Consider the following 19,347-nt stretch of genomic DNA (forward strand, 5'->3'; position numbering starts at 1 on the left):
GGCTAGCGGTAGTTCACGAACTGCAACGCGAAGTCGAAGTCCTGTCCCTTCAGAAGGGCGATCACAGCCTGCAGGTCGTCCCGGCTCTTGGAGCTGACCCGCAGCTCTTCACCCTGTACCTGGGCCTTGACGCCCTTGGGGCCCTCGTCGCGGATGATCTTCGCCACCTTCTTCGCGTTCTCCTGGGAGATGCCCTCCTGGATCGACGCGAAGATCTTGTACTCCTTGCCGGAGAGCTGGGGCTCGCCCGCGTCCAGAGCCTTAAGCGAGATGCCGCGCTTGATCAGCTTGGACTGGAAGACGTCGAGGACGGCCTTCACGCGGTCCTCGGAGTTCGCCTCCATCAGGATCTTGTCGCCGGACCACGAGATCGAGGCACCCACGCCCTTGAAGTCGTAGCGCTGCGAGATCTCCTTGGCGGCCTGGTTGAGGGCGTTGTCGACCTCCTGCCGCTCGACCTTCGAGACGATGTCGAAACTGGAGTCGGCCATGTGCTGTGGCTCCTTGTATCCGGGTGCGTATTGGTGCGGGGCGGCATACGCAGGGCGACAGCCGAGCCCGGCTCGGCCCCGGGCCGCATCCGGACAAGCCTAGCCACCCCTCGTCCCGCGAGCGCCGAATAGTCGGGTGCGAAGCACCCCTGCCTATCGGGTATTGTTTACGTCGTTGCCAGCGAGCTCCGCCGAAAGCGGGTTCGAATGGCGGCAAACCCGGCGGTGTGCCCGAGCGGCCAAAGGGAGCAGACTGTAAATCTGCCGGCTCAGCCTTCCCAGGTTCGAATCCTGGCGCCGCCACACTGAGGAAGACCCTCTCCCCACCTGCGGAAACGCGGTGCGGAGGGGGTTTTCTCGTTGCGGCAGGGTCCCGGTTCGTCTCCTGCTCCGGATTCTCAGTTGCCGGCCACCGACTTCACCGACACCGACACCGGAGCGGACCCGCTGACCAGCTCCAGGGTCAGGCCGGCCGTCGCCGGGGTCTCCAGCAGTTCGGCCAGTACCGCGGCCACGTCGTCGCGTGGGACCGCACCGCGGCCCGTGTGCGCCTCCAGGCGTACGAGGCCGGTGCCGGGGTCGTCCGTGAGCGAACCGGGGCGCAGGATCGTCGAGTCCAGGGCGTCCAGACCGCGGATGTACTTGTCCGCCTTGCCCTTGGCGCGCAGGTAGACGTCGAAGACCTCGTTGCCCTCGTGCTTCGCGTCCGCGCCCATGGACGACACGACCAGGAAGCGCCGTACGCCCGCCCGGACCGCGGCGTCCGCGAACAGGATCGCCGCACCCTTGTCCACGGTGTCCTTGCGTGCCGCCCCGCTCCCCGGGCCGGCACCGGCCGCGAACACGGCTGCGTCCGCGCCCTGAAGGTGCGCCGCGACCTCCTCGACCGTGGCCGACTCCAGGTCCAGCAGGACGGGTTCGGCACCCGCCTCCCGCAGATCGTCGCCCTGTTCCGAGCGGCGGATGATGCCCGCCACCTCGTAACCGCGCGCGGTGAGCAGCCGCTCCAGCCGCAACGCGATCTGACCATGACCGCCAGCGATGACAATGCGCATGTTTCCGACCGTACGCCCGGACGGCCGTATGCGCCCCACGACCCGAGCCCCACCCCACGGCGCGTCCTCCGGAAGCGCATGCGCGGGCGTATGCGCCGGGGCGCATACGCCCCCATGTATATGCGCCCCCGAACGCGCTCCTGCACCACCGACGCGCCCCGCGCCCGCCCCCGCTCACACCTCGTCCTGCCCCCTCACCCCCTCACGACAACTCCTTCCGCCCCTGCCGAGGCAACCCCAGCTCCGCCGCAGCCGCCCCGGCCTCCGTGGCCTCCCAGTTGCAGTACTCCCGTACGGAGCTCGTCCGCGCCACCACGCGCCCCCGGTGCACCACGATCCGGCTGTACGCCAGCGACAGCGCACCCGCGAGCTGATCCCCTCGCACCGCCAGCAGTTCGGCCGGGAAGCCCGCCTCCACGCGCACCTCGGGCAGGCCCAGGACGGCTCGGGCCGAGGCGCTCACCGCGTCGTAGGCGTCCTCGGGGCGCAGCCCGTAACGGGAGGCCAGCAGGTAGGCGGCCTCCAGTGGGTCGCCTCGACCCACCGGGTTGGACACGTCCCGCAGGGCGCCGCTGCCGGCGGCGACCCGAACGCCGGCGGCGCGCAGCAGTCGTACGGGCGCCGTGTCGCGTCGGTCGACGCCGCCGCAGCCGCCCTGTGGCAGGCACACGACGGTCACTCCGGCCGCCGCCAACTGGTCGGCGGTGCGCGCGGCCACGTCGGCGGACAGTCGGCCGAGGCCGCCGCACGGGCCGATCGTCACGCCCGGGCGCAGCCCGCCGGCCATCGCGGCGAGGCGGGCGAGGCGCGCCGGGTCGGTGGCGTCGGTGTGCAGGTCGACAGGGCAGCCGTGTTCGGAGGCGAGCTCCAGGACCGTCTCGACGTAGCCCGTCGGATCGGGATCGAGATCAGGACAACCCCCCACCACAGAGGCCCCCATCTTCATCGCGTCCTGCATCATGGCGAGCCCGTCGGCCCCGGCCACCCCGGTCAGCACCCGCGGCACCGCGACCGCCGCCAGCGCGGCGAGCCCGCGCAGTGAGCGACGGGCCTGAAGGACGGCGGTCAGCGCGCCGAGCCCCTGAACGTCGCCCACGCGCACATGGGCCCGCAGCGCGGTCGCCCCGTGCCCGAGTTGCAGCAGGGCGGCCTCCGTGGCCCGGCGCTGGATGTCCTCGGGTTCGTACGAGAGCGGACTGCCGTCGGCGGACAGCGCGGTGTCCGGGTGAGCGTGGGGTTCGGCCGGGGCCGGCAGAAGGAGATACCCGCCGAGGTCCACGCGCGTACAGCGGCCGCGGGTACTGCCCAGGCTGCCAGCCGTACCGACCGCCTCGATCCGCCCGCCGCCCACCCGGACGTCCACGGTCCGGCCGTCGGTGAGCCGCGCCCCGCACAGCAGCAGGGAGGCCGCGGCGTGCTGCCCCGGGGAGTCCGACGGGGACGACGAGGGGTCGGGCGGCTGCGGTTGGCTGTCGGGCATCGCGTTCCAGGGGCTCGGGGGCTCGGGGCTCGGGGGCTCGGGGGTCGTGATGTGCGGCACGGGGTGCGTATGCGGCCAAGATCACGCAGAGTGAGTCGAGCCTAGGACGGCGGCCGGTCCCCGGCGGGGAGGAGCGTAAAAGTCGTACCGGTGTGGCCCGCCGAACCTGAGCAGTGCGGGAGAGGGCTCGCGGGGCTGCTGAGAGATCCGTTTTCGCGGCGGGGCTGGGGCCGGGAAACGGATTTGGGTGAACGGCGGCCGAGCGTGTAATGTCTTCATCGCTCGCCCCAATAGCTCAGTCGGCAGAGCGTCTCCATGGTAAGGAGAAGGTCAACGGTTCGATTCCGTTTTGGGGCTCTGGTGTGGGAGGTTCCCGTCGCAAGACGGGGCCTGATCACATCACAGCGGTGTAGCTCAGTCGGTAGAGCAAGCGGCTCATAATCGCTGTGTCACCGGTTCAAGTCCGGTCACCGCTACTGACAGTAGCCGATTGCGGGGTCGGTCCTTCGATCGGCTACTCTTTCTTGCGTTGAACTAACCTACCCGTTCGTCAAGGAGCACTCACGTGGCTGCCACCGACGTCCGCCCGAAGATCACGCTGGCCTGCGTGGAGTGCAAGGAGCGGAACTACATCACCAAGAAGAACCGGCGTAACAACCCGGACCGTCTCGAGATGAAGAAGCACTGCCCGCGCTGCAACGCGCACACGGCGCACCGCGAGACGCGCTGACCAGGCTCGTACATCTCGAAGATTCAGATCTTTCAGATCTCTGCCACGAGGCCACCCCGCAGTTCGAGGGGGTGGCCTCGCGGCTTTTCGGTCACCCTTTCGGTCGGCGTGGCGTCGAGCGCAATCGGGCACAGTCCCCTTTTATACGGTTGACCGGGCACGGTGCCCGCAAGCGGACGCCGTAAGAAGGCCGTCGTCCACCGGTCAACCACAGCAGACACCAGGAGGTGCCGAGCCATGGCGCTCGACCAGTCCTTCGTGGGGCGGACCTACCCGCCCACCGACCCCTATGAGGTGGGCCGGGAGAAGATCCGTGAGTTCGCGGAGGCGGTGGGTGACGCCAACCCGGCCTACACGGACCCGGAGGCCGCCAAGGCCCTCGGTCACTCCGATGTGATCGCCCCGCCGACCTTTGTGTTCGCGATCAGCTTCAAGGCCGCGGGCCAGGTCGTCGCCGACCCGCAGCTCGGCCTGGACTACAGCCGGGTCGTGCACGGCGATCAGAAGTTCGCCTACAGCCGTCCGGTGCAGGCCGGTGACCGGCTGACGGTCACCTCGACCATCGAGTCGATCAAGTCCCTCGCGGGCAACGACGTCCTGGAGATCCGCGGCGAGGTGCACGACGAGGCCGGCGAGCACGTCGTCACCGCCTGGACCAAGCTGGTGGCCCGCGCGGCCGAGGAGGCGTGAGCAGATGACCGCCAAGATCGCGTACGCCGACGTCGAGGTCGGCACCGAACTGCCCGCGCAGAGCTTCCCCGTGACGCGCGCCACCCTCGTCCAGTACGCGGGGGCCTCCGGGGACTTCAACCCGATCCACTGGAACGAGAAGTTCGCCAAGGAGGTCGGACTGCCGGACGTCATCGCGCACGGCATGTTCACCATGGCCGAGGCGATCCGCGTGGTCACCGACTGGACCGGTGATCCGGGAGCGGTCGTCGAGTACGGCGTCCGCTTCACCAAGCCCGTCGTCGTCCCGAACGACGACAAGGGGGCCGTGATCGAGGTCTCCGGCAAGGTCGCGGCCAAGCTCGACGACAGCACCGTACGGGTGGACCTGACGGCCACCAGTGACGGGCAGAAGGTGCTCGGGATGTCGCGGGCGGTCGTACGGCTGGCCTGAGCGGGGCGGCGAGGCGAGAGACAGGGGCGCCGGGCTGTCAGTGCCGTCTCGTAGTCTTGAGCGCGTGCAGGAACTCCACGACGCCCCTCTCGCCCCGCTGACCACCCTCCGGCTGGGCGGCCCCGCGACCCGGCTGGTCACCGCGACGACGGACGCCGAAGTGATCGACGCCGTCCGCGAGGCCGACTCCACCGGTACGCCGTTGCTGCTCATCGGCGGCGGTTCGAACCTGGTCATCTCGGACAAGGGGTTCGACGGCACCGCCCTGCGCATCGCCACGCGCGGCTTCGAACTCACCGGCACACGGCTGGAGCTCGCCGCCGGCGAGGTGTGGACCGACGCCGTCACCCGCACGGTCGAGGCCGGACTCGCGGGCATCGAGTGCCTGGCCGGCATCCCCGGCTCGGCGGGCGCGACGCCGATCCAGAACGTCGGGGCGTACGGCCAGGAGGTCTCCTCGACGATCACCGAGGTCATCGCCTACGACCGCCGGGCGGGCGAGACGGTCACCCTGGCCAACGCCGAGTGCGCCTTCTCCTACCGGCACAGCCGCTTCAAGGCCGACCCCGAGCGGTACGTCGTCCTGCGCGTCCGCTTCGAGCTGGAGGACGCGGGCGGGCTGTCGGCACCGCTGAAGTACGCCGAGACCGCACGCGCCCTGGGCGTCGAGCCCGGCGACCGCGTCCCGCTCGGCGACGCCCGCGAGGCCGTGCTGAAGCTGCGCGCCGGAAAGGGCATGGTCCTGGACCCCGAGGACCACGACACCTGGTCGGCCGGCTCCTTCTTCACCAACCCGATCCTGACCGACGCGGGGTTCGCCGCGTTCCACGCGCGCGTCCGGGAGCGGCTCGGCGACGGCGTCGAGCCGCCCGCCTACCCGGCGGGGGAGGGGCACACCAAGACCTCCGCGGCCTGGCTGATCGACAAGGCGGGCTTCACCAAGGGCTACGGCACGGGCCCGGCCCGTATCTCCACCAAGCACACCCTCGCCCTCACCAACCGCGGGGAGGCGACCACGGAGGATCTGCTGGCGCTGGCCCGCGAGGTCGTCGCCGGAGTCCATGAGGCGTTCGGAATCACGCTGGTCAACGAACCGGTGACGGTCGGCGTCAGCCTCTAGAGGCCGGGCGGCTCCGGAGCCCGGGTGGCCCGGTTTCGTCCCCCGTCGCCCGCGGAACGCTCAGGCGGTCAGCCAGTCGTCCACGCCCGCCAGCAGCTTCGCCCGCACGTCCTCCGGTGCCGCCGAAGCCCGTACCGACTGGCGTGCCAGTTCCGCCAGCTCCGCGTCGGTGAAGCCGTGATGCTCCCGGGCGAGCTCGTACTGCGCCGCCAGACGGGAGCCGAAGAGCAGGGGGTCGTCGGCGCCCAGCGCCATGGGCACGCCCGCCTCGAAAAGGGTGCGCAGCGGGACGTCCTCCGGCTTGTCGTACACGCCGAGCGCCACGTTCGACGCCGGACACACCTCACAGGTGACGCCCCGGTCGGCCAGGCGCTTCAGGAGCCGTGGATCCTCGGCCGCCCGCACGCCGTGACCCACCCGGTTGGCGTGCAGGTCGTCCAGGCAGTCGCGAACCGAGGCCGGGCCCGTCAGTTCGCCACCGTGCGGAGCCGAGAGCAGACCGCCGTCCCGGGCGATGGCGAAGGCCCGGTCGAAGTCCCGTGCCATGCCCCGCCGTTCGTCGTTCGAGAGGCCGAAGCCGACCACGCCCCGGTCGGCATAGCGGACCGCCAGCCGGGCCAGCGTGCGGGCGTCCAGCGGGTGCTTCATACGGTTCGCAGCCACCAGGACCCGCATACCGAGCCCGGTCTCCCGCACCGCCGTGTCCACCGCGTCCAGGATGATCTCCAGCGCGGGGATAAGACCACCCAGACGGGGGGCGTACGACGTCGGATCCACCTGGATCTCCAGCCAGCCCGAGCCGTCCTTCAGGTCCTCCTGAGCCGCCTCCCGCACCAGCCGCTGGATGTCCTCCGGCTCCCTGAGGCACGAGCGGGCCGCGTCGTACAACCGCTGGAAGCGGAACCAGCCCCGCTCGTCCGTTGCCCGCAGCTTCGGCGGCTCCCCGCTGACCAAGGCCTCGGTCAGCACGTCGGGCAGTCGCACCCCGTGCTTGTCGGCGAGTTCCAGCAGAGTGGCGGATCGCATCGACCCGGTGAAGTGCAGGTGCAGATGGGCCTTCGGGAGGGCGGAGACATCACGTACACGTTCCATCCCAGGATCCTGCCGTACGGCCCTGCCGTCCCGGTAGCGCTTTCCCCTCGAGTGGTCTTGCTCGCACGAAGAAACGGGCCGCCTCCCCACAGGGAAACGGCCCGCCACGCGCGCGTGAAGCCCGGAAACGTCAGTCGCGCGCCTCTGCCAGCAGCTTCTGGATCCGGCTCACGCCCTCGACGAGGTCCTCGTCACCCAGGGCGTACGACAGTCGCAGATAGCCCGGCGTGCCGAAGGCCTCGCCCGGCACCACCGCGACCTCGGCCTCCTCCAGGATCAGCGCGGCCAGCTCGACCGTGTCCTGCGGACGCTTGCCGCGGATCTCCTTGCCGAGCAGCGCCTTCACCGACGGGTAGACGTAGAAGGCGCCCTCGGGCTCCGGGCACACCACGCCGTCGATCTCGTTCAGCATCCGCACGATGGTCCTGCGGCGCCGGTCGAAGGCCTCGCGCATCTTCGCCACGGCGTCCAGATCGCCGGAGACGGCGGCCAGCGCGGCCACCTGCGCCACGTTCGAGACGTTCGACGTGGCGTGCGACTGGAGGTTCGTCGCGGCCTTGACCACGTCCTTCGGGCCGATGATCCAGCCCACGCGCCAGCCCGTCATCGCGTACGTCTTCGCGACGCCGTTGACCACGATGCACTTGTCGCGCAGCTCCGGCAGGACCGCCGGCAGCGACGCGGAGGCCGCGTCGCCGTAGACCAGGTGCTCGTAGATCTCGTCGGTCAGCACCCACAGCCCGTGCTCGACGGCCCAGCGGCCGATCGCCTCGGTCTCGGCCTCGCTGTACACGGCGCCCGTCGGGTTCGACGGGGAGACGAACAGCACGACCTTGGTCTTCTCGGTGCGGGCCGCCTCCAGCTGCTCCACGCTGACGCGGTAGCCGGTCGTCTCGTCGGCGACGACCTCGACCGGGACACCGCCGGCCAGCCGGATCGACTCCGGGTACGTCGTCCAGTACGGCGCCGGGACGATGACCTCGTCACCCGGGTCGAGGATCGCGGCGAACGCCTCGTAGATGGCCTGCTTGCCGCCGTTGGTGACGAGGATCTGCGAGGCGTCGACCTCGTAGCCCGAGTCACGCAGCGTCTTCACGGCGATCGCGGCCTTCAGCTCGGGCAGACCGCCGGCCGGCGTGTAGCGGTGGTACTTGGGGTTCTTGCAGGCCTCGATCGCGGCCTCGACGATGTAGTCCGGGGTGGGGAAGTCGGGCTCGCCGGCGCCGAAGCCGATCACCGGACGCCCGGCGGCCTTCAGGGCCTTGGCCTTGGCGTCCACGGCGAGGGTGGCGGACTCGGAGATCGCGCCGATGCGGGCGGAGACCCGGCGCTCGGTGGGAGGGGTTGCAGCGCTCATGGACCTCATCGTTCCAGACCGGAAACGAGCCCGGCACACGGGTTTCACGGACTGAACGACAGGGGGTCAACACCTGAACAACAGTGCGGACAGGTGGGATGGCCTGGGCGATCTTCCGGAGCCGACCCGGCCCGGGGCGCCTGACCTTGGAGGATCCACCGGCGATCTCCGGCCGACCCGCCGGAGATCTTCCGGCCGTCCACCACCCTTCTGCCACCCGTCTTCCATCCGCCAAGCCCCCTACGGGCACTTTCTGTTCGACGACCGGCTCAGGACCACGTACACTCTCACCTCGTTGGCCCACAGCAGCCCGCACACACCAGGTGCACACCGAGCACCCGGTCGTATGCGGTACGTTGGTGGGCAGACAAAGGGTCGTAGCTCAATTGGTAGAGCACTGGTCTCCAAAACCAGCGGTTGGGGGTTCAAGTCCCTCCGGCCCTGCTACACACACCGCCAGGATGTGTGCGCAGGTACGTACAGCAATGCACCGCCGTGCGGCTCAGACCGGGCGCGGCACGGCCACGACCCGGGATCAGGTGAGGACGAATGACGGACGCCGTGGGCTCCCTCGACACGCCTGATGCTCAGGACGAGGCGCCGGAGTCCAAGAGGACCCGCAAGGGCGGCAAGCGCGCCAAGAAGGGCCCGCTGAAGCGCCTTGCGCTCTTCTACCGGCAGATCGTCGCGGAGCTTCGCAAGGTCGTCTGGCCCTCGCGCAACCAGCTGACGACGTACACGACCGTCGTGATCATCTTCGTCGTCATCATGATCGGCCTGGTGACCGTGATTGACTATGGGCTCGACCACGCCGCCAAGTACGTCTTCGGCTGAGCCAAGAGCGAAGGGCGCCGTCACCGGCGCCCCTTTCGCGCGTTCCACCCCTATGTATCCAGGAAGAAGCAGCCACCGTGTCTGACCCGAACGTGAACGACGCCATCGAGCCGGTCGAGTCCGTGGAAGACGAGCTCGACATCGTCGAGGGTGCGGACGAGGACCTGGATGAGGCTGAGGCTGCCGAGGCCGCCGCGGACGAGCCCGCGGAGGAAGCCGCCGTGCACGTCGAGGAGGAGCCCTCCGAGGAGGGCGAGGGGGAGCCCGAGTCCGAGCTCGACCCCGTGGAGAAGCTCCGCGAGGAACTGCGCACCCTGCCCGGTGAGTGGTACGTCATCCACACCTACGCCGGCTACGAGAACCGCGTGAAGACCAACCTGGAGCAGCGCGCCGTCTCGCTGAACGTCGAGGACTACATCTTCCAGGCCGAGGTGCCGCAGGAAGAGGTCGTCCAGATCAAGAACGGCGACCGCAAGACCATCCGCCAGAACAAGCTCCCCGGGTACGTCCTGGTGCGCATGGACCTGACGAACGAGTCCTGGGGCGTCGTCCGCAACACGCCGGGCGTCACCGGCTTCGTCGGCAACGCCTACGACCCGTACCCGCTGACCCTGGACGAGATCGTCAAGATGCTCGCCCCGGAGGCGGAGGAGAAGGCCGCCCGCGAGGCCGCCGAGGCCGAGGGCAAGCCGGCGCCGCAGCGCAAGGTCGAGGTCCAGGTGCTGGACTTCGAGGTTGGCGACTCGGTCACCGTCACCGACGGCCCGTTCGCCACGCTCCAGGCCACGATCAACGAGATCAACGCCGACTCCAAGAAGGTCAAGGGCCTGGTGGAGATCTTCGGCCGGGAGACCCCGGTCGAGCTCTCCTTCGACCAGATCCAGAAGAACTGACCTCTGTGCCGACCGCACCGGTTCGGGCTCGTGCAGGCCAGCGTCCGGAGGGACGTGTCACGCGGGCCGACGGCTTTGCCCATCGGTACCAGGGCACGAAGGCGATTGGCGGCATGGAGCGGTTTTCCGCGCTCTGATCCTGTGCAACCCATGGGATCGCTAAGCCAATCAGAGACGCTGGGCAACTGCCGGCCGGCCTCGCTGCCGGTCGGCACGAGTGCCAAGCGCCGGCTCGACGGCGAGCGCGTGGACATCGTCCACCGTGCCGACGATCCGCAGCGTGTCGCGCTCGCGCACCAGGTGAGTGTCCGCGGGACTCGCTACCAGGCCGGCTTCACCGGCCTCCTGGCGTTGACCTCGCTGTCCGGCGCCGTCGCCTGGACGGTCAAACTGCGTCGCGCGAGGGCCGCCGAACCCCGTATGACCTGATCGATTTCAGAACCTGCACACCGACCCGTTATCGTTGTGCGGTATGCCTCCATCCGGATGATCCGGACCGGACGGCTGAAAAACTCTCACTAAGGACCCGGAGAGAGCATGCCTCCCAAGAAGAAGAAGGTCACGGGGCTCATCAAGCTCCAGATCCAGGCCGGTGCGGCCAACCCGGCTCCGCCGGTCGGCCCCGCGCTGGGTCAGCACGGCGTCAACATCATGGAGTTCTGCAAGGCCTACAACGCCGCGACCGAGTCGCAGCGTGGCTGGGTCATCCCGGTGGAGATCACGGTCTACGAGGACCGTTCCTTCACCTTCGTGACCAAGACCCCGCCGGCCGCCAAGATGATCCTCAAGGCCGCGGGCGTGGAGAAGGGCTCCGGCGAGCCGCACAAGACCAAGGTCGCGAAGATCACCCGCGACCAGGTCCGCGAGATCGCCACCACCAAGATGCCCGACCTCAACGCCAACGACCTGGACGCCGCCGAGAAGATCATCGCCGGCACCGCCCGTTCCATGGGCGTCACGGTCGAGGGCTGAGCCCCAACCTCCCCGAAGCAGAAGTGGCAGGGCCTGCTCGGCCCGGACCACGACTCCTAAGAATCCCCAGGAGCAGTAGTGAGCAAGCGCAGCAAGTCTCTCCGCGCTGCGGACGCCAAGGTCGACCGGGAAAAGCTGTACGCCCCGCTCGAGGCCGTCCGTCTCGCCAAGGAGACCTCCACGACCAAGTTCGACGGCACCGTCGAGGTCGCCTTCCGTCTGGGTGTCGACCCGCGCAAGGCCGACCAGATGGTCCGTGGCACCGTGAACCTTCCGCACGGCACCGGTAAGACCGCCCGGGTCCTGGTCTTCGCGACCGGTGACCGTGCCGAGGCCGCGCGTGCCGCGGGCGCCGACATCGTCGGCGCCGACGAGCTGATCGACGAGGTGTCGAAGGGCCGTCTGGACTTCGACGCCGTCGTCGCCACCCCGGACCTCATGGGCAAGGTCGGCCGCCTCGGCCGCGTCCTCGGCCCGCGTGGTCTGATGCCGAACCCGAAGACCGGCACCGTCACCCCCGACGTGGCCAAGGCCGTCACCGAGATCAAGGGCGGCAAGATCGAGTTCCGCGTCGACAAGCACTCGAACCTGCACTTCATCATCGGCAAGGCGTCCTTCGACGACACCAAGCTGGTGGAGAACTACGGCGCCGCGCTGGAGGAGATCCTCCGTCTGAAGCCGTCCGCCGCCAAGGGTCGCTACATCAAGAAGGCCGCCATCACCACCACGATGGGCCCCGGCATCCCGGTCGACCCGAACCGCACCCGCAACCTCCTCGTCGAGGAGGACCCGGCTGCGGTCTGAGCCCTCAGGCTCACCCCAACCGGTCACGGGCCCCGCACCTTCCGAGGTGCGGGGCCCGTTCCCTTTCCGCTGCCGGGTACGACTGTCAGTGCCCTGGGTTAGCGTTCTTGCACGGGACTCGCATCTCGCACAGGGGGGACGAATGACGAGCACCAGCCTGCGCACCGGCGTGCGCCGCGTGGCCCTCGCGATCGCAGCGGCGACCGCGCTGACCGGCTTGGCTGCCTGCATCTCCACGGACCCCTCCGGCCGCCCCGCCCCGGACGACAGCCCGGCCCGCGACAGCGCAACCGGCGCCGCCCAGGCCCGCCCGACGGCCGAGCTGCGCTCCGCCGAGCGGTCCACCGACCGGGCCGGCTCCGCCCGCGTCGAGTCCACCACGACCATGGGCACGATGATGTCCATGACCGCCGACGGCGTCCTCGGCTGGGGCGACGCCATCACCGGCACCCTGACGATCACCTACACCGGCGGCACGATGGCCGACACGATGCGCCGCCTCGGCAGCACGTCGATGGAGGCCCGCTATCTGCCCGACGCCTACTACGCCCGCATGGGCGACGAGTTCGCCGCGCAGGCGGGCGGCAGGCACTGGCTGAAGTACGCGTACGACGGCCTGGAGCAGCTGGCCGGCAGCTCCGGCGCGTACCTCGAGAAGCAGCTGCGGCAGAGCACCCCCGACGAATCGGTACGGCTGCTGCTGGAATCGGACGACGTGCGCAGGGTCGGCGAGGAACGGATACGTGGCGAGCGCACCACGCACTACTCCGGCACGGTCGACGTCGGCGACGCCGGTGTCACCACGCAGACCGTCGACATATGGGTCAACGACCGGGACCTGCTGGTCAAGAAGGTCGAGAAGGGCCGCACGACGAGCGGCGAGCTCACCCAGACCGCCTACTACAGCGACTACGGCGCCGAGGCCACCGCCGAGGAACCCCCGGCCGCCGACACCCAGGACGTCAAGGACCTGCTGAAGCCCGGGTGAGCCCTTCTGTGGCCCAGGGAATTCGGGGAACCCTCCGGGGCCCCTGGGATAGGCTCCAGCCCTGTTGCTTTGAATCGGTCATGTGTTCCTTGGGGGGAATCGATGGGTCTTTCTGTACGTACGCGGGGCGGGGTGGCGGGAGCCGGGCTCGCGGCACTGGTCCTCGGCGGTGCGGTCGGCTGCGGTACCGAGCAGGCGCCGGCCATGACGCCCGCCGCGGCTGTCGCCAAGGCGGCGGAGAAGACGGAGGACATCACCTCCCTCCGCTACCGGATGAAGGGCGAGGTCCCCGGCGACGGCCGGGTCGAGGCCGAGGCGGCGATGAGCATGAAGCCGCAGGCCATGAGCATGAAGATCACCATGCCCGACGACCCGGAGATGACCGGCCCGGTGGAGATGCGCCTGGTGGGCAAGGCGCTGTACCTCGGCGGCGAGTCGATGGCCGAGGAGATGGACGGCAAGAGCTGGATGAAGATCGACGCCTCCGAGCTGGGTGGCGGGCACAGCCTCGGCTCCGGGGCGAGCGGCCTCGACCAGGCCGACAGGAACCCGGCTGCCGAGTCCGCCTTCCTCACCGGCTCCGACGACGTCGAGGAGGTCGGCACCGAGACGGTCGACGGCGTGGAGACCACCCACTACAAGGGCACGATCACCCTCGACGAGATGCGGGACAGCCTCAAGGACGAGGACAAGAAGACCCGCGAGCTGCGCGAGAAGAGCCTCGAGCAGTACGAGGACATGGGCGTCGACGAGCTGACCATGGACATGTGGGTCGACGGCGACGACCACACCAAGCAGTTCCGTATGCAGGGCGACGCCGACAAGGGCAGGCTCGACATGACGGTGACGTTCCTCGACTACAACGAGCCGGTGACCGTCCAAGCCCCGCCTGCCAAGGAGACGCTCGACCTCGCCGAGATGATGAAGGAACTCGGGGAGAGCTGACCAGCCCGGAGCCGAGCACCGTCGTACGACCGGATTTGCTTGACAGCGATCCGGTCCCGTACTCTTCTGCAGAAGCCAAAGACCGCTGGTCGTTGCCGCGTGCTCGTACGAGGGCGCGGTGGCCGAAGGATCCGCTGAACTGCGGACGACCCGCGTAGGTGACAGTGGAAGTGCTCCCGGACCGGTTCCGTCCGTACGGAATCCGTCTGGTCGAGCTACGCCCCGTGCGCCTGCGCCGGGGCGTTTCGTTTTCCCCAGTCCTCCTTCGGGTCCGCGCGGTCCGAATCACCCGGAAGGAGGCCGAGGCTCTATGGCGAGGCCCGACAAGGCTGCCGCGGTTGCCGAGCTGACGGACAAGTTCCGCAGCTCCAACGCCGCCGTGCTGACCGAGTACCGCGGTCTCACCGTGGCTCAGCTCAAGCAGCTGCGCCGTTCGCTCGGTGAGAACGCCCAGTACGCCGTGGTGAAGAACACGCTGACCAAGATTGCGGCCAACGAGGCCGGGATCACGACGCTGGACGACCAGTTCGCTGGTCCGACGGCTGTCGCCTTCATCACCGGCGACCCGGTGGAGTCGGCGAAGGGTCTTCGTGACTTCGCCAAGGACAACCCGAATCTCGTCATCAAGGGCGGTGTCCTTGAAGGCAAGGCGCTGTCCGCCGACGACATCAAGAAGCTTGCGGACCTCGAGTCTCGCGAGGTTCTGCTCTCCAAGCTGGCCGGTGCCTTCAAGGCGAAGCAGTCCCAGGCTGCCTCCGTCTTCCAGGCGCTGCCGTCGAAGCTCGTCCGCACCGTGGACGCGCTGCGTGCCAAGCAGGACGAGCAGGGCGGTGCCGAGTAACTCGGCTCGCATCCCGGCCACCGCTGCCTGAACGCGGAGGCCGTCGCGGGCCAGACGTACGCCCGCCTCACATGTACATCCGGCACCTGCCGAATTAGTGGAAGGACCGCCATCATGGCGAAGCTCAGCCAGGAAGACCTGCTCGCGCAGTTCGAGGAGATGACCCTCATCGAGCTCTCCGAGTTCGTGAAGGCGTTCGAGGAGAAGTTCGACGTCACCGCCGCCGCGGCCGCCCCGGTCGTCGTCGCCGGTGGTGCCGGTGCCGCCGCCGGCGCCGAGGCCCCGGAGGAGAAGGACGAGTTCGACGTCATCCTCACCGGCGCCGGTGACAAGAAGATCCAGGTCATCAAGGTCGTGCGCGAGCTGACCTCCCTCGGCCTGAAGGAGGCCAAGGACCTGGTGGACGGCGCCCCGAAGCCCGTCCTGGAGAAGGTTGCCAAGGACGCCGCCGACAAGGCCAAGGAGTCCCTCGAGGGCGCCGGCGCCTCCGTCGAGGTCAAGTAAGACCTTTCGGAGTATCTCCGCACCTCTCAGCGCGCCGAGTGCGGCCCAGTAGGGCTGTAACGCGAACGCACCGAAGAGCGATCATCCATCCGGGTGGTCGCTCTTCGGCGTTCAGGGGGCTTGGGTGGCGGCTACCTTGCACGCCCGGACGGGAGGGGTAAGGTGATCTTCGTCCTGCCTCCGAGCGCGCACGTGACGAGCGCAGCACCCGGTTTGAGCCAGGGGGGCCTTGACGAACTGCACGCAGCGCGCAATTCTCAGGACGCGTCGTCACAAGGATCCGAATCCGAGGCATGGATCGACGGCGAAGAGGGCAGTATCAACGTGCGTTGAGGGTGTCGCCTTGTCGCAGGGGTTGAGAACAACGAGGGCAACGAGGGTTCCGAAAACCCGCGCTGGACATCAGTGTGCCGAGTGGCTACACTGACCCTTTGCGCTGCCTGTTAGCTGTCCCCTGCCCGTCACCAGGGGCATGCCCTCGCTCGAGCACCGACGACCGGACCGTCCCTGACCTGGCCATTTGGTCAATCAAGGGAACCTGTCTCTGTGTATCGGTGAGGGGCCGGTACGCGCGTAGTGAGTCCGAGCCCTCGGAAGGACCCCCTCTTGGCCGCCTCGCGCACTGCCTCGACCGCGAATACGAACAACGGCGCCAGCACCGCCCCGCTGCGCATCTCCTTTGCAAAGATCAAGGAGCCTCTCGAGGTTCCCAACCTGCTCGCGCTGCAGACCGAGAGCTTTGACTGGCTGCTCGGGAACATCGCCTGGCAGAGTCGGGTCGAGGAGGCTCTGGAGTCCGGTCAGGACGTCCCCACCAAGTCCGGGCTCGAGGAGATCTTCGAGGAGATCTCCCCGATCGAGGACTTCAGCGGGTCGATGTCGCTGACCTTCCGCGACCACCGCTTCGAGCCGCCGAAGAACTCGATCGACGAGTGCAAGGAGCGTGACTTCACCTACGCGGCTCCGCTCTTCGTCACCGCCGAGTTCACCAACAACGAGACCGGCGAGATCAAGTCCCAGACGGTCTTCATGGGCGACTTCCCGCTCATGACGAACAAGGGCACCTTCGTCATCAACGGCACCGAGCGTGTCGTGGTGTCGCAGCTGGTCCGTTCGCCCGGTGTCTACTTCGACTCCAGCATCGACAAGACGTCCGACAAGGACATCTTCTCCGCCAAGATCATCCCGTCCCGGGGTGCCTGGCTGGAGATGGAGATCGACAAGCGCGACATGGTCGGTGTGCGCATCGACCGTAAGCGCAAGCAGTCCGTTACCGTCCTGCTCAAGGCGCTCGGCTGGACGACCGAGCAGATCCTCGAGGAGTTCGGCGAGTACGAGTCCATGCGCGCCACCCTGGAGAAGGACCACACCCAGGGCCAGGACGACGCGCTGCTCGACATCTACCGCAAGCTGCGCCCGGGCGAGCCCCCCACGCGTGAGGCCGCGCAGACGCTGCTCGAGAACCTCTACTTCAACCCCAAGCGCTACGACCTCGCCAAGGTCGGCCGCTACAAGGTCAACAAGAAGCTGGGCGCCGACGCTCCGCTGGACGCGGGCGTCCTGACCGTCGAGGACATCATCGCGACGATCAAGTACCTGGTGCAGCTGCACGCCGGTGAGACCGAGACGGTCGGCGACAGCGGTCAGACGATCGTCGTCGAGACCGACGACATCGACCACTTCGGCAACCGTCGTCTGCGCAACGTCGGCGAGCTCATCCAGAACCAGGTCCGTACGGGTCTGGCACGTATGGAGCGCGTCGTGCGGGAGCGCATGACCACGCAGGACGTCGAGGCGATCACGCCGCAGACCCTGATCAACATCCGGCCGGTCGTCGCCTCCATCAAGGAGTTCTTCGGCACCAGCCAGCTGTCGCAGTTCATGGACCAGAACAACCCGCTGTCCGGGCTGACGCACAAGCGTCGTCTGTCCGCGCTCGGCCCGGGTGGTCTGTCCCGTGAGCGGGCCGGCTTCGAGGTCCGTGACGTGCACCCGTCCCACTACGGACGCATGTGCCCGATCGAGACCCCTGAAGGCCCGAACATCGGTCTGATCGGTTCGCTCGCCTCGTACGGCCGGGTCAACGCGTTCGGTTTCGTCGAGACCCCGTACCGCAAGGTCGTCGACGGCCAGGTCACCGACGATGTGGACTACCTGACCGCCGACGAGGAGGACCGCTTCGTCATCGCGCAGGCCAACGCGCCGCTGACCGACGAACTCCGGTTCGCCGAGGCCCGCGTGCTGGTCCGCCGCCGTGGCGGCGAGGTCGACTACGTCGCGCCCGACGACGTGGACTACATGGACGTCTCGCCGCGCCAGATGGTGTCGGTCGCGACCGCCATGATCCCGTTCCTCGAGCACGACGACGCCAACCGTGCCCTCATGGGCGCGAACATGATGCGTCAGGCCGTGCCGCTGATTAAGTCCGAGTCCCCGCTCGTCGGCACCGGCATGGAGTACCGCTCCGCGGTCGACGCCGGCGACGTGGTCAAGGCCGAGAAGGCGGGTGTGGTCCAGGAGGTCTCCGCGGACTACATCACCACCGCCAACGACGACGGCACGTACATCACGTACCGCCTGGCCAAGTTCGCCCGCTCCAACCAGGGCACCTCGGTCAACCAGAAGGTCATCGTCAACGAGGGCGACCGAGTCATCGAGGGCCAGGTCCTCGCCGACGGTCCGGCCACCCAGAACGGCGAGATGGCCCTCGGCAAGAACCTGCTCGTGGCGTTCATGCCGTGGGAGGGTCACAACTACGAGGACGCGATCATCCTGTCGCAGCGCCTCGTGCAGGACGACGTCCTCTCCTCGATCCACATCGAGGAGCACGAGGTCGACGCCCGTGACACCAAGCTCGGCCCGGAGGAGATCACCCGGGACATCCCGAACGTCTCCGAGGAGGTCCTCGCCGACCTCGACGAGCGCGGCATCATCCGCATCGGTGCCGAGGTCATCGCCGGTGACATCCTCGTCGGCAAGGTGACCCCGAAGGGTGAGACCGAGCTGACCCCCGAGGAGCGCCTGCTGCGCGCGATCTTCGGTGAGAAGGCCCGTGAGGTCCGTGACACCTCGCTGAAGGTGCCGCACGGCGAGACCGGCAAGGTCATCGGCGTGCGCGTCTTCGACCGCGAGGAGGGCGACGAGCTTCCCCCCGGTGTGAACCAGCTGGTGCGCGTGTACGTCGCGCAGAAGCGCAAGATCACCGACGGTGACAAGCTCGCCGGCCGCCACGGCAACAAGGGCGTCATCTCGAAGATCCTGCCGATCGAGGACATGCCGTTCCTGGAGGACGGCACCCCGGTCGACATCATCCTCAACCCGCTGGGTGTCCCGTCCCGAATGAACCCGGGACAGGTCCTGGAGATCCACCTCGGCTGGCTCGCCAGCCGCGGCTGGGACGTCTCCGGCCTCGCCGACGAGTGGGCCCAGCGCCTGCAGGCCATCGGCGCCGACAGCGTCGAGCCCGGCACCAACGTCGCCACCCCGGTCTTCGACGGTGCGCGTGAGGACGAGCTCGCGGGTCTGCTGCAGCACACCATCCCGAACCGTGACGGCGAGCGCATGGTGCTCCCGTCCGGCAAGGCGCGGCTGTTCGACGGCCGTAGCGGTGAGCCGTTCCCGGACCCGATCTCGGTCGGCTACATGTACATCCTGAAGCTGCACCACCTGGTCGACGACAAGCTGCACGCCCGTTCGACCGGTCCGTACTCGATGATCACCCAGCAGCCGCTGGGTGGTAAGGCCCAGTTCGGTGGCCAGCGGTTCGGCGAGATGGAGGTGTGGGCACTCGAGGCGTACGGCGCCGCCTACGCCCTCCAGGAGCTGCTGACCATCAAGTCCGACGACGTGACCGGTCGCGTGAAGGTCTACGAGGCCATCGTCAAGGGCGAGAACATCCCCGAGCCCGGCATCCCCGAGTCCTTCAAGGTGCTCATCAAGGAGATGCAGTCTCTCTGCCTGAACGTGGAGGTGCTGTCCAGCGACGGTATGTCCATCGAGATGCGAGACACCGACGAGGACGTCTTCCGCGCTGCGGAGGAGCTCGGCATCGACCTGTCCCGGCGTGAGCCGAGCAGCGTCGAAGAGGTCTGACGGGAGTCCGGCCGGGGTGCGCATTG

General features: G+C 68.5%; 19 protein-coding genes and 4 tRNA genes. 18 read left to right on the forward strand and 5 right to left on the reverse strand.

Annotated features, from left to right (window positions below):
* Window positions 1–2: 2 nt before the first annotated feature.
* Complete coding sequence (locus tag ACFV7R_RS23640) at window positions 3–491, reverse strand: YajQ family cyclic di-GMP-binding protein (protein ID WP_129799305.1); 489 nt, start codon at window positions 489–491, stop codon at window positions 3–5.
* Window positions 492–712: 221 nt separating this feature from the next.
* On the opposite strand from ACFV7R_RS23640, the gene ACFV7R_RS23645 reads away from it, so the two are divergent.
* Window positions 713–794: transfer RNA gene (locus ACFV7R_RS23645), tRNA-Tyr, on the forward strand.
* A gap of 95 nt (window positions 795–889) precedes the next feature.
* On the opposite strand, the gene ACFV7R_RS23650 is transcribed toward ACFV7R_RS23645, so the two are convergent.
* Complete coding sequence (locus tag ACFV7R_RS23650; protein WP_385266570.1) at window positions 890–1,546, reverse strand: SDR family oxidoreductase; 657 nt, start codon at window positions 1,544–1,546, stop codon at window positions 890–892.
* Window positions 1,547–1,748: 202 nt separating this feature from the next.
* Window positions 1,749–3,026 carry an amidohydrolase family protein gene (locus ACFV7R_RS23655; protein ID WP_385266573.1) on the reverse strand — a complete coding sequence of 426 codons (1,278 nt, stop codon included), beginning with the start codon at window positions 3,024–3,026 and terminating at the stop codon, window positions 1,749–1,751.
* A gap of 284 nt (window positions 3,027–3,310) precedes the next feature.
* Between ACFV7R_RS23655 and ACFV7R_RS23660 the strand changes: the two genes are divergently transcribed.
* From ACFV7R_RS23660 to ACFV7R_RS23685, 6 genes are all read left to right on the forward strand, one after another.
* Window positions 3,311–3,383, forward strand: a tRNA-Thr gene (locus tag ACFV7R_RS23660).
* 46 nt (window positions 3,384–3,429) lie between these two features.
* Window positions 3,430–3,502 (forward strand) — tRNA-Met (locus tag ACFV7R_RS23665).
* An 89-nt stretch (window positions 3,503–3,591) separates the two neighbouring features.
* Entirely contained in the window at window positions 3,592–3,756 is a 165-nt protein-coding gene (gene rpmG, locus ACFV7R_RS23670) for a 50S ribosomal protein L33 (RefSeq protein WP_003948671.1), read from the forward strand.
* Between the two features lie 237 nt (window positions 3,757–3,993).
* A complete protein-coding gene (locus tag ACFV7R_RS23675; RefSeq protein ID WP_385266576.1) occupies window positions 3,994–4,446 on the forward strand; it encodes a MaoC family dehydratase N-terminal domain-containing protein in 453 nt (150 codons plus the stop codon).
* A gap of 4 nt (window positions 4,447–4,450) precedes the next feature.
* The gene (locus ACFV7R_RS23680) at window positions 4,451–4,879 is read left to right on the forward strand and encodes a MaoC family dehydratase (protein ID WP_224738978.1); all 429 of its coding nucleotides are present in this window, start codon (window positions 4,451–4,453) and stop codon (window positions 4,877–4,879) included.
* Window positions 4,880–4,943: 64 nt separating this feature from the next.
* The gene (locus ACFV7R_RS23685) at window positions 4,944–5,999 is read left to right on the forward strand and encodes a UDP-N-acetylmuramate dehydrogenase (RefSeq protein WP_385266579.1); all 1,056 of its coding nucleotides are present in this window, start codon (window positions 4,944–4,946) and stop codon (window positions 5,997–5,999) included.
* Window positions 6,000–6,059: 60 nt separating this feature from the next.
* On the opposite strand, the gene ACFV7R_RS23690 is transcribed toward ACFV7R_RS23685, so the two are convergent.
* Window positions 6,060–7,091, reverse strand: a complete 1,032-nt coding sequence (locus ACFV7R_RS23690; RefSeq protein ID WP_385266583.1) for an adenosine deaminase — start codon at window positions 7,089–7,091, stop codon at window positions 6,060–6,062.
* A 130-nt stretch (window positions 7,092–7,221) separates the two neighbouring features.
* Window positions 7,222–8,448, reverse strand: coding sequence for a pyridoxal phosphate-dependent aminotransferase (locus tag ACFV7R_RS23695; protein ID WP_224738975.1), 1,227 nt, complete (start codon window positions 8,446–8,448; stop codon window positions 7,222–7,224).
* Window positions 8,449–8,819: 371 nt separating this feature from the next.
* Here ACFV7R_RS23695 and ACFV7R_RS23700 point away from each other — a divergent pair.
* The 11 genes from ACFV7R_RS23700 to rpoB all read left to right on the forward strand — a co-directional run bounded on the left by ACFV7R_RS23700 (window position 8,820) and on the right by rpoB (window position 19,321).
* Window positions 8,820–8,892 (forward strand) — tRNA-Trp (locus ACFV7R_RS23700).
* 105 nt (window positions 8,893–8,997) lie between these two features.
* Window positions 8,998–9,282 (forward strand): preprotein translocase subunit SecE, encoded by a 285-nt coding sequence (gene secE / locus ACFV7R_RS23705; RefSeq protein WP_385266586.1) that lies wholly within the window; start codon window positions 8,998–9,000, stop codon window positions 9,280–9,282.
* 77 nt (window positions 9,283–9,359) lie between these two features.
* Window positions 9,360–10,175, forward strand: coding sequence for a transcription termination/antitermination protein NusG (gene nusG, locus ACFV7R_RS23710; RefSeq protein WP_224738973.1), 816 nt, complete (start codon window positions 9,360–9,362; stop codon window positions 10,173–10,175).
* Between the two features lie 150 nt (window positions 10,176–10,325).
* On the forward strand, window positions 10,326–10,604 hold the full coding sequence (locus ACFV7R_RS23715; protein ID WP_385266588.1) for a hypothetical protein: 279 nt from the start codon (window positions 10,326–10,328) through the stop codon (window positions 10,602–10,604).
* A 108-nt stretch (window positions 10,605–10,712) separates the two neighbouring features.
* A complete protein-coding gene (rplK, locus tag ACFV7R_RS23720) occupies window positions 10,713–11,147 on the forward strand; it encodes a 50S ribosomal protein L11 (protein ID WP_004927359.1) in 435 nt (144 codons plus the stop codon).
* A 78-nt stretch (window positions 11,148–11,225) separates the two neighbouring features.
* A complete protein-coding gene (gene rplA, locus ACFV7R_RS23725; protein ID WP_129799294.1) occupies window positions 11,226–11,951 on the forward strand; it encodes a 50S ribosomal protein L1 in 726 nt (241 codons plus the stop codon).
* Between the two features lie 142 nt (window positions 11,952–12,093).
* Window positions 12,094–12,939, forward strand: coding sequence for a hypothetical protein (locus ACFV7R_RS23730; protein ID WP_385266593.1), 846 nt, complete (start codon window positions 12,094–12,096; stop codon window positions 12,937–12,939).
* A gap of 102 nt (window positions 12,940–13,041) precedes the next feature.
* Window positions 13,042–13,884: a DUF1396 domain-containing protein gene (locus tag ACFV7R_RS23735; RefSeq protein WP_385266595.1), complete on the forward strand. Its 843-nt coding sequence runs from the start codon at window positions 13,042–13,044 to the stop codon at window positions 13,882–13,884.
* 310 nt (window positions 13,885–14,194) lie between these two features.
* On the forward strand, window positions 14,195–14,725 hold the full coding sequence (gene rplJ, locus ACFV7R_RS23740) for a 50S ribosomal protein L10 (protein ID WP_129799292.1): 531 nt from the start codon (window positions 14,195–14,197) through the stop codon (window positions 14,723–14,725).
* Window positions 14,726–14,839: 114 nt separating this feature from the next.
* Entirely contained in the window at window positions 14,840–15,229 is a 390-nt protein-coding gene (gene rplL / locus ACFV7R_RS23745; RefSeq protein WP_129799291.1) for a 50S ribosomal protein L7/L12, read from the forward strand.
* A 606-nt stretch (window positions 15,230–15,835) separates the two neighbouring features.
* The gene (gene rpoB / locus ACFV7R_RS23750) at window positions 15,836–19,321 is read left to right on the forward strand and encodes a DNA-directed RNA polymerase subunit beta (protein ID WP_385266600.1); all 3,486 of its coding nucleotides are present in this window, start codon (window positions 15,836–15,838) and stop codon (window positions 19,319–19,321) included.
* The last annotated feature ends 26 nt before the right edge of the window (window positions 19,322–19,347 follow it).

It is taken from the genome of Streptomyces sp. NPDC059866 (genome assembly GCF_042731325.1).
GTDB classification, from domain to species: domain Bacteria; phylum Actinomycetota; class Actinomycetes; order Streptomycetales; family Streptomycetaceae; genus Streptomyces; species Streptomyces flavusporus.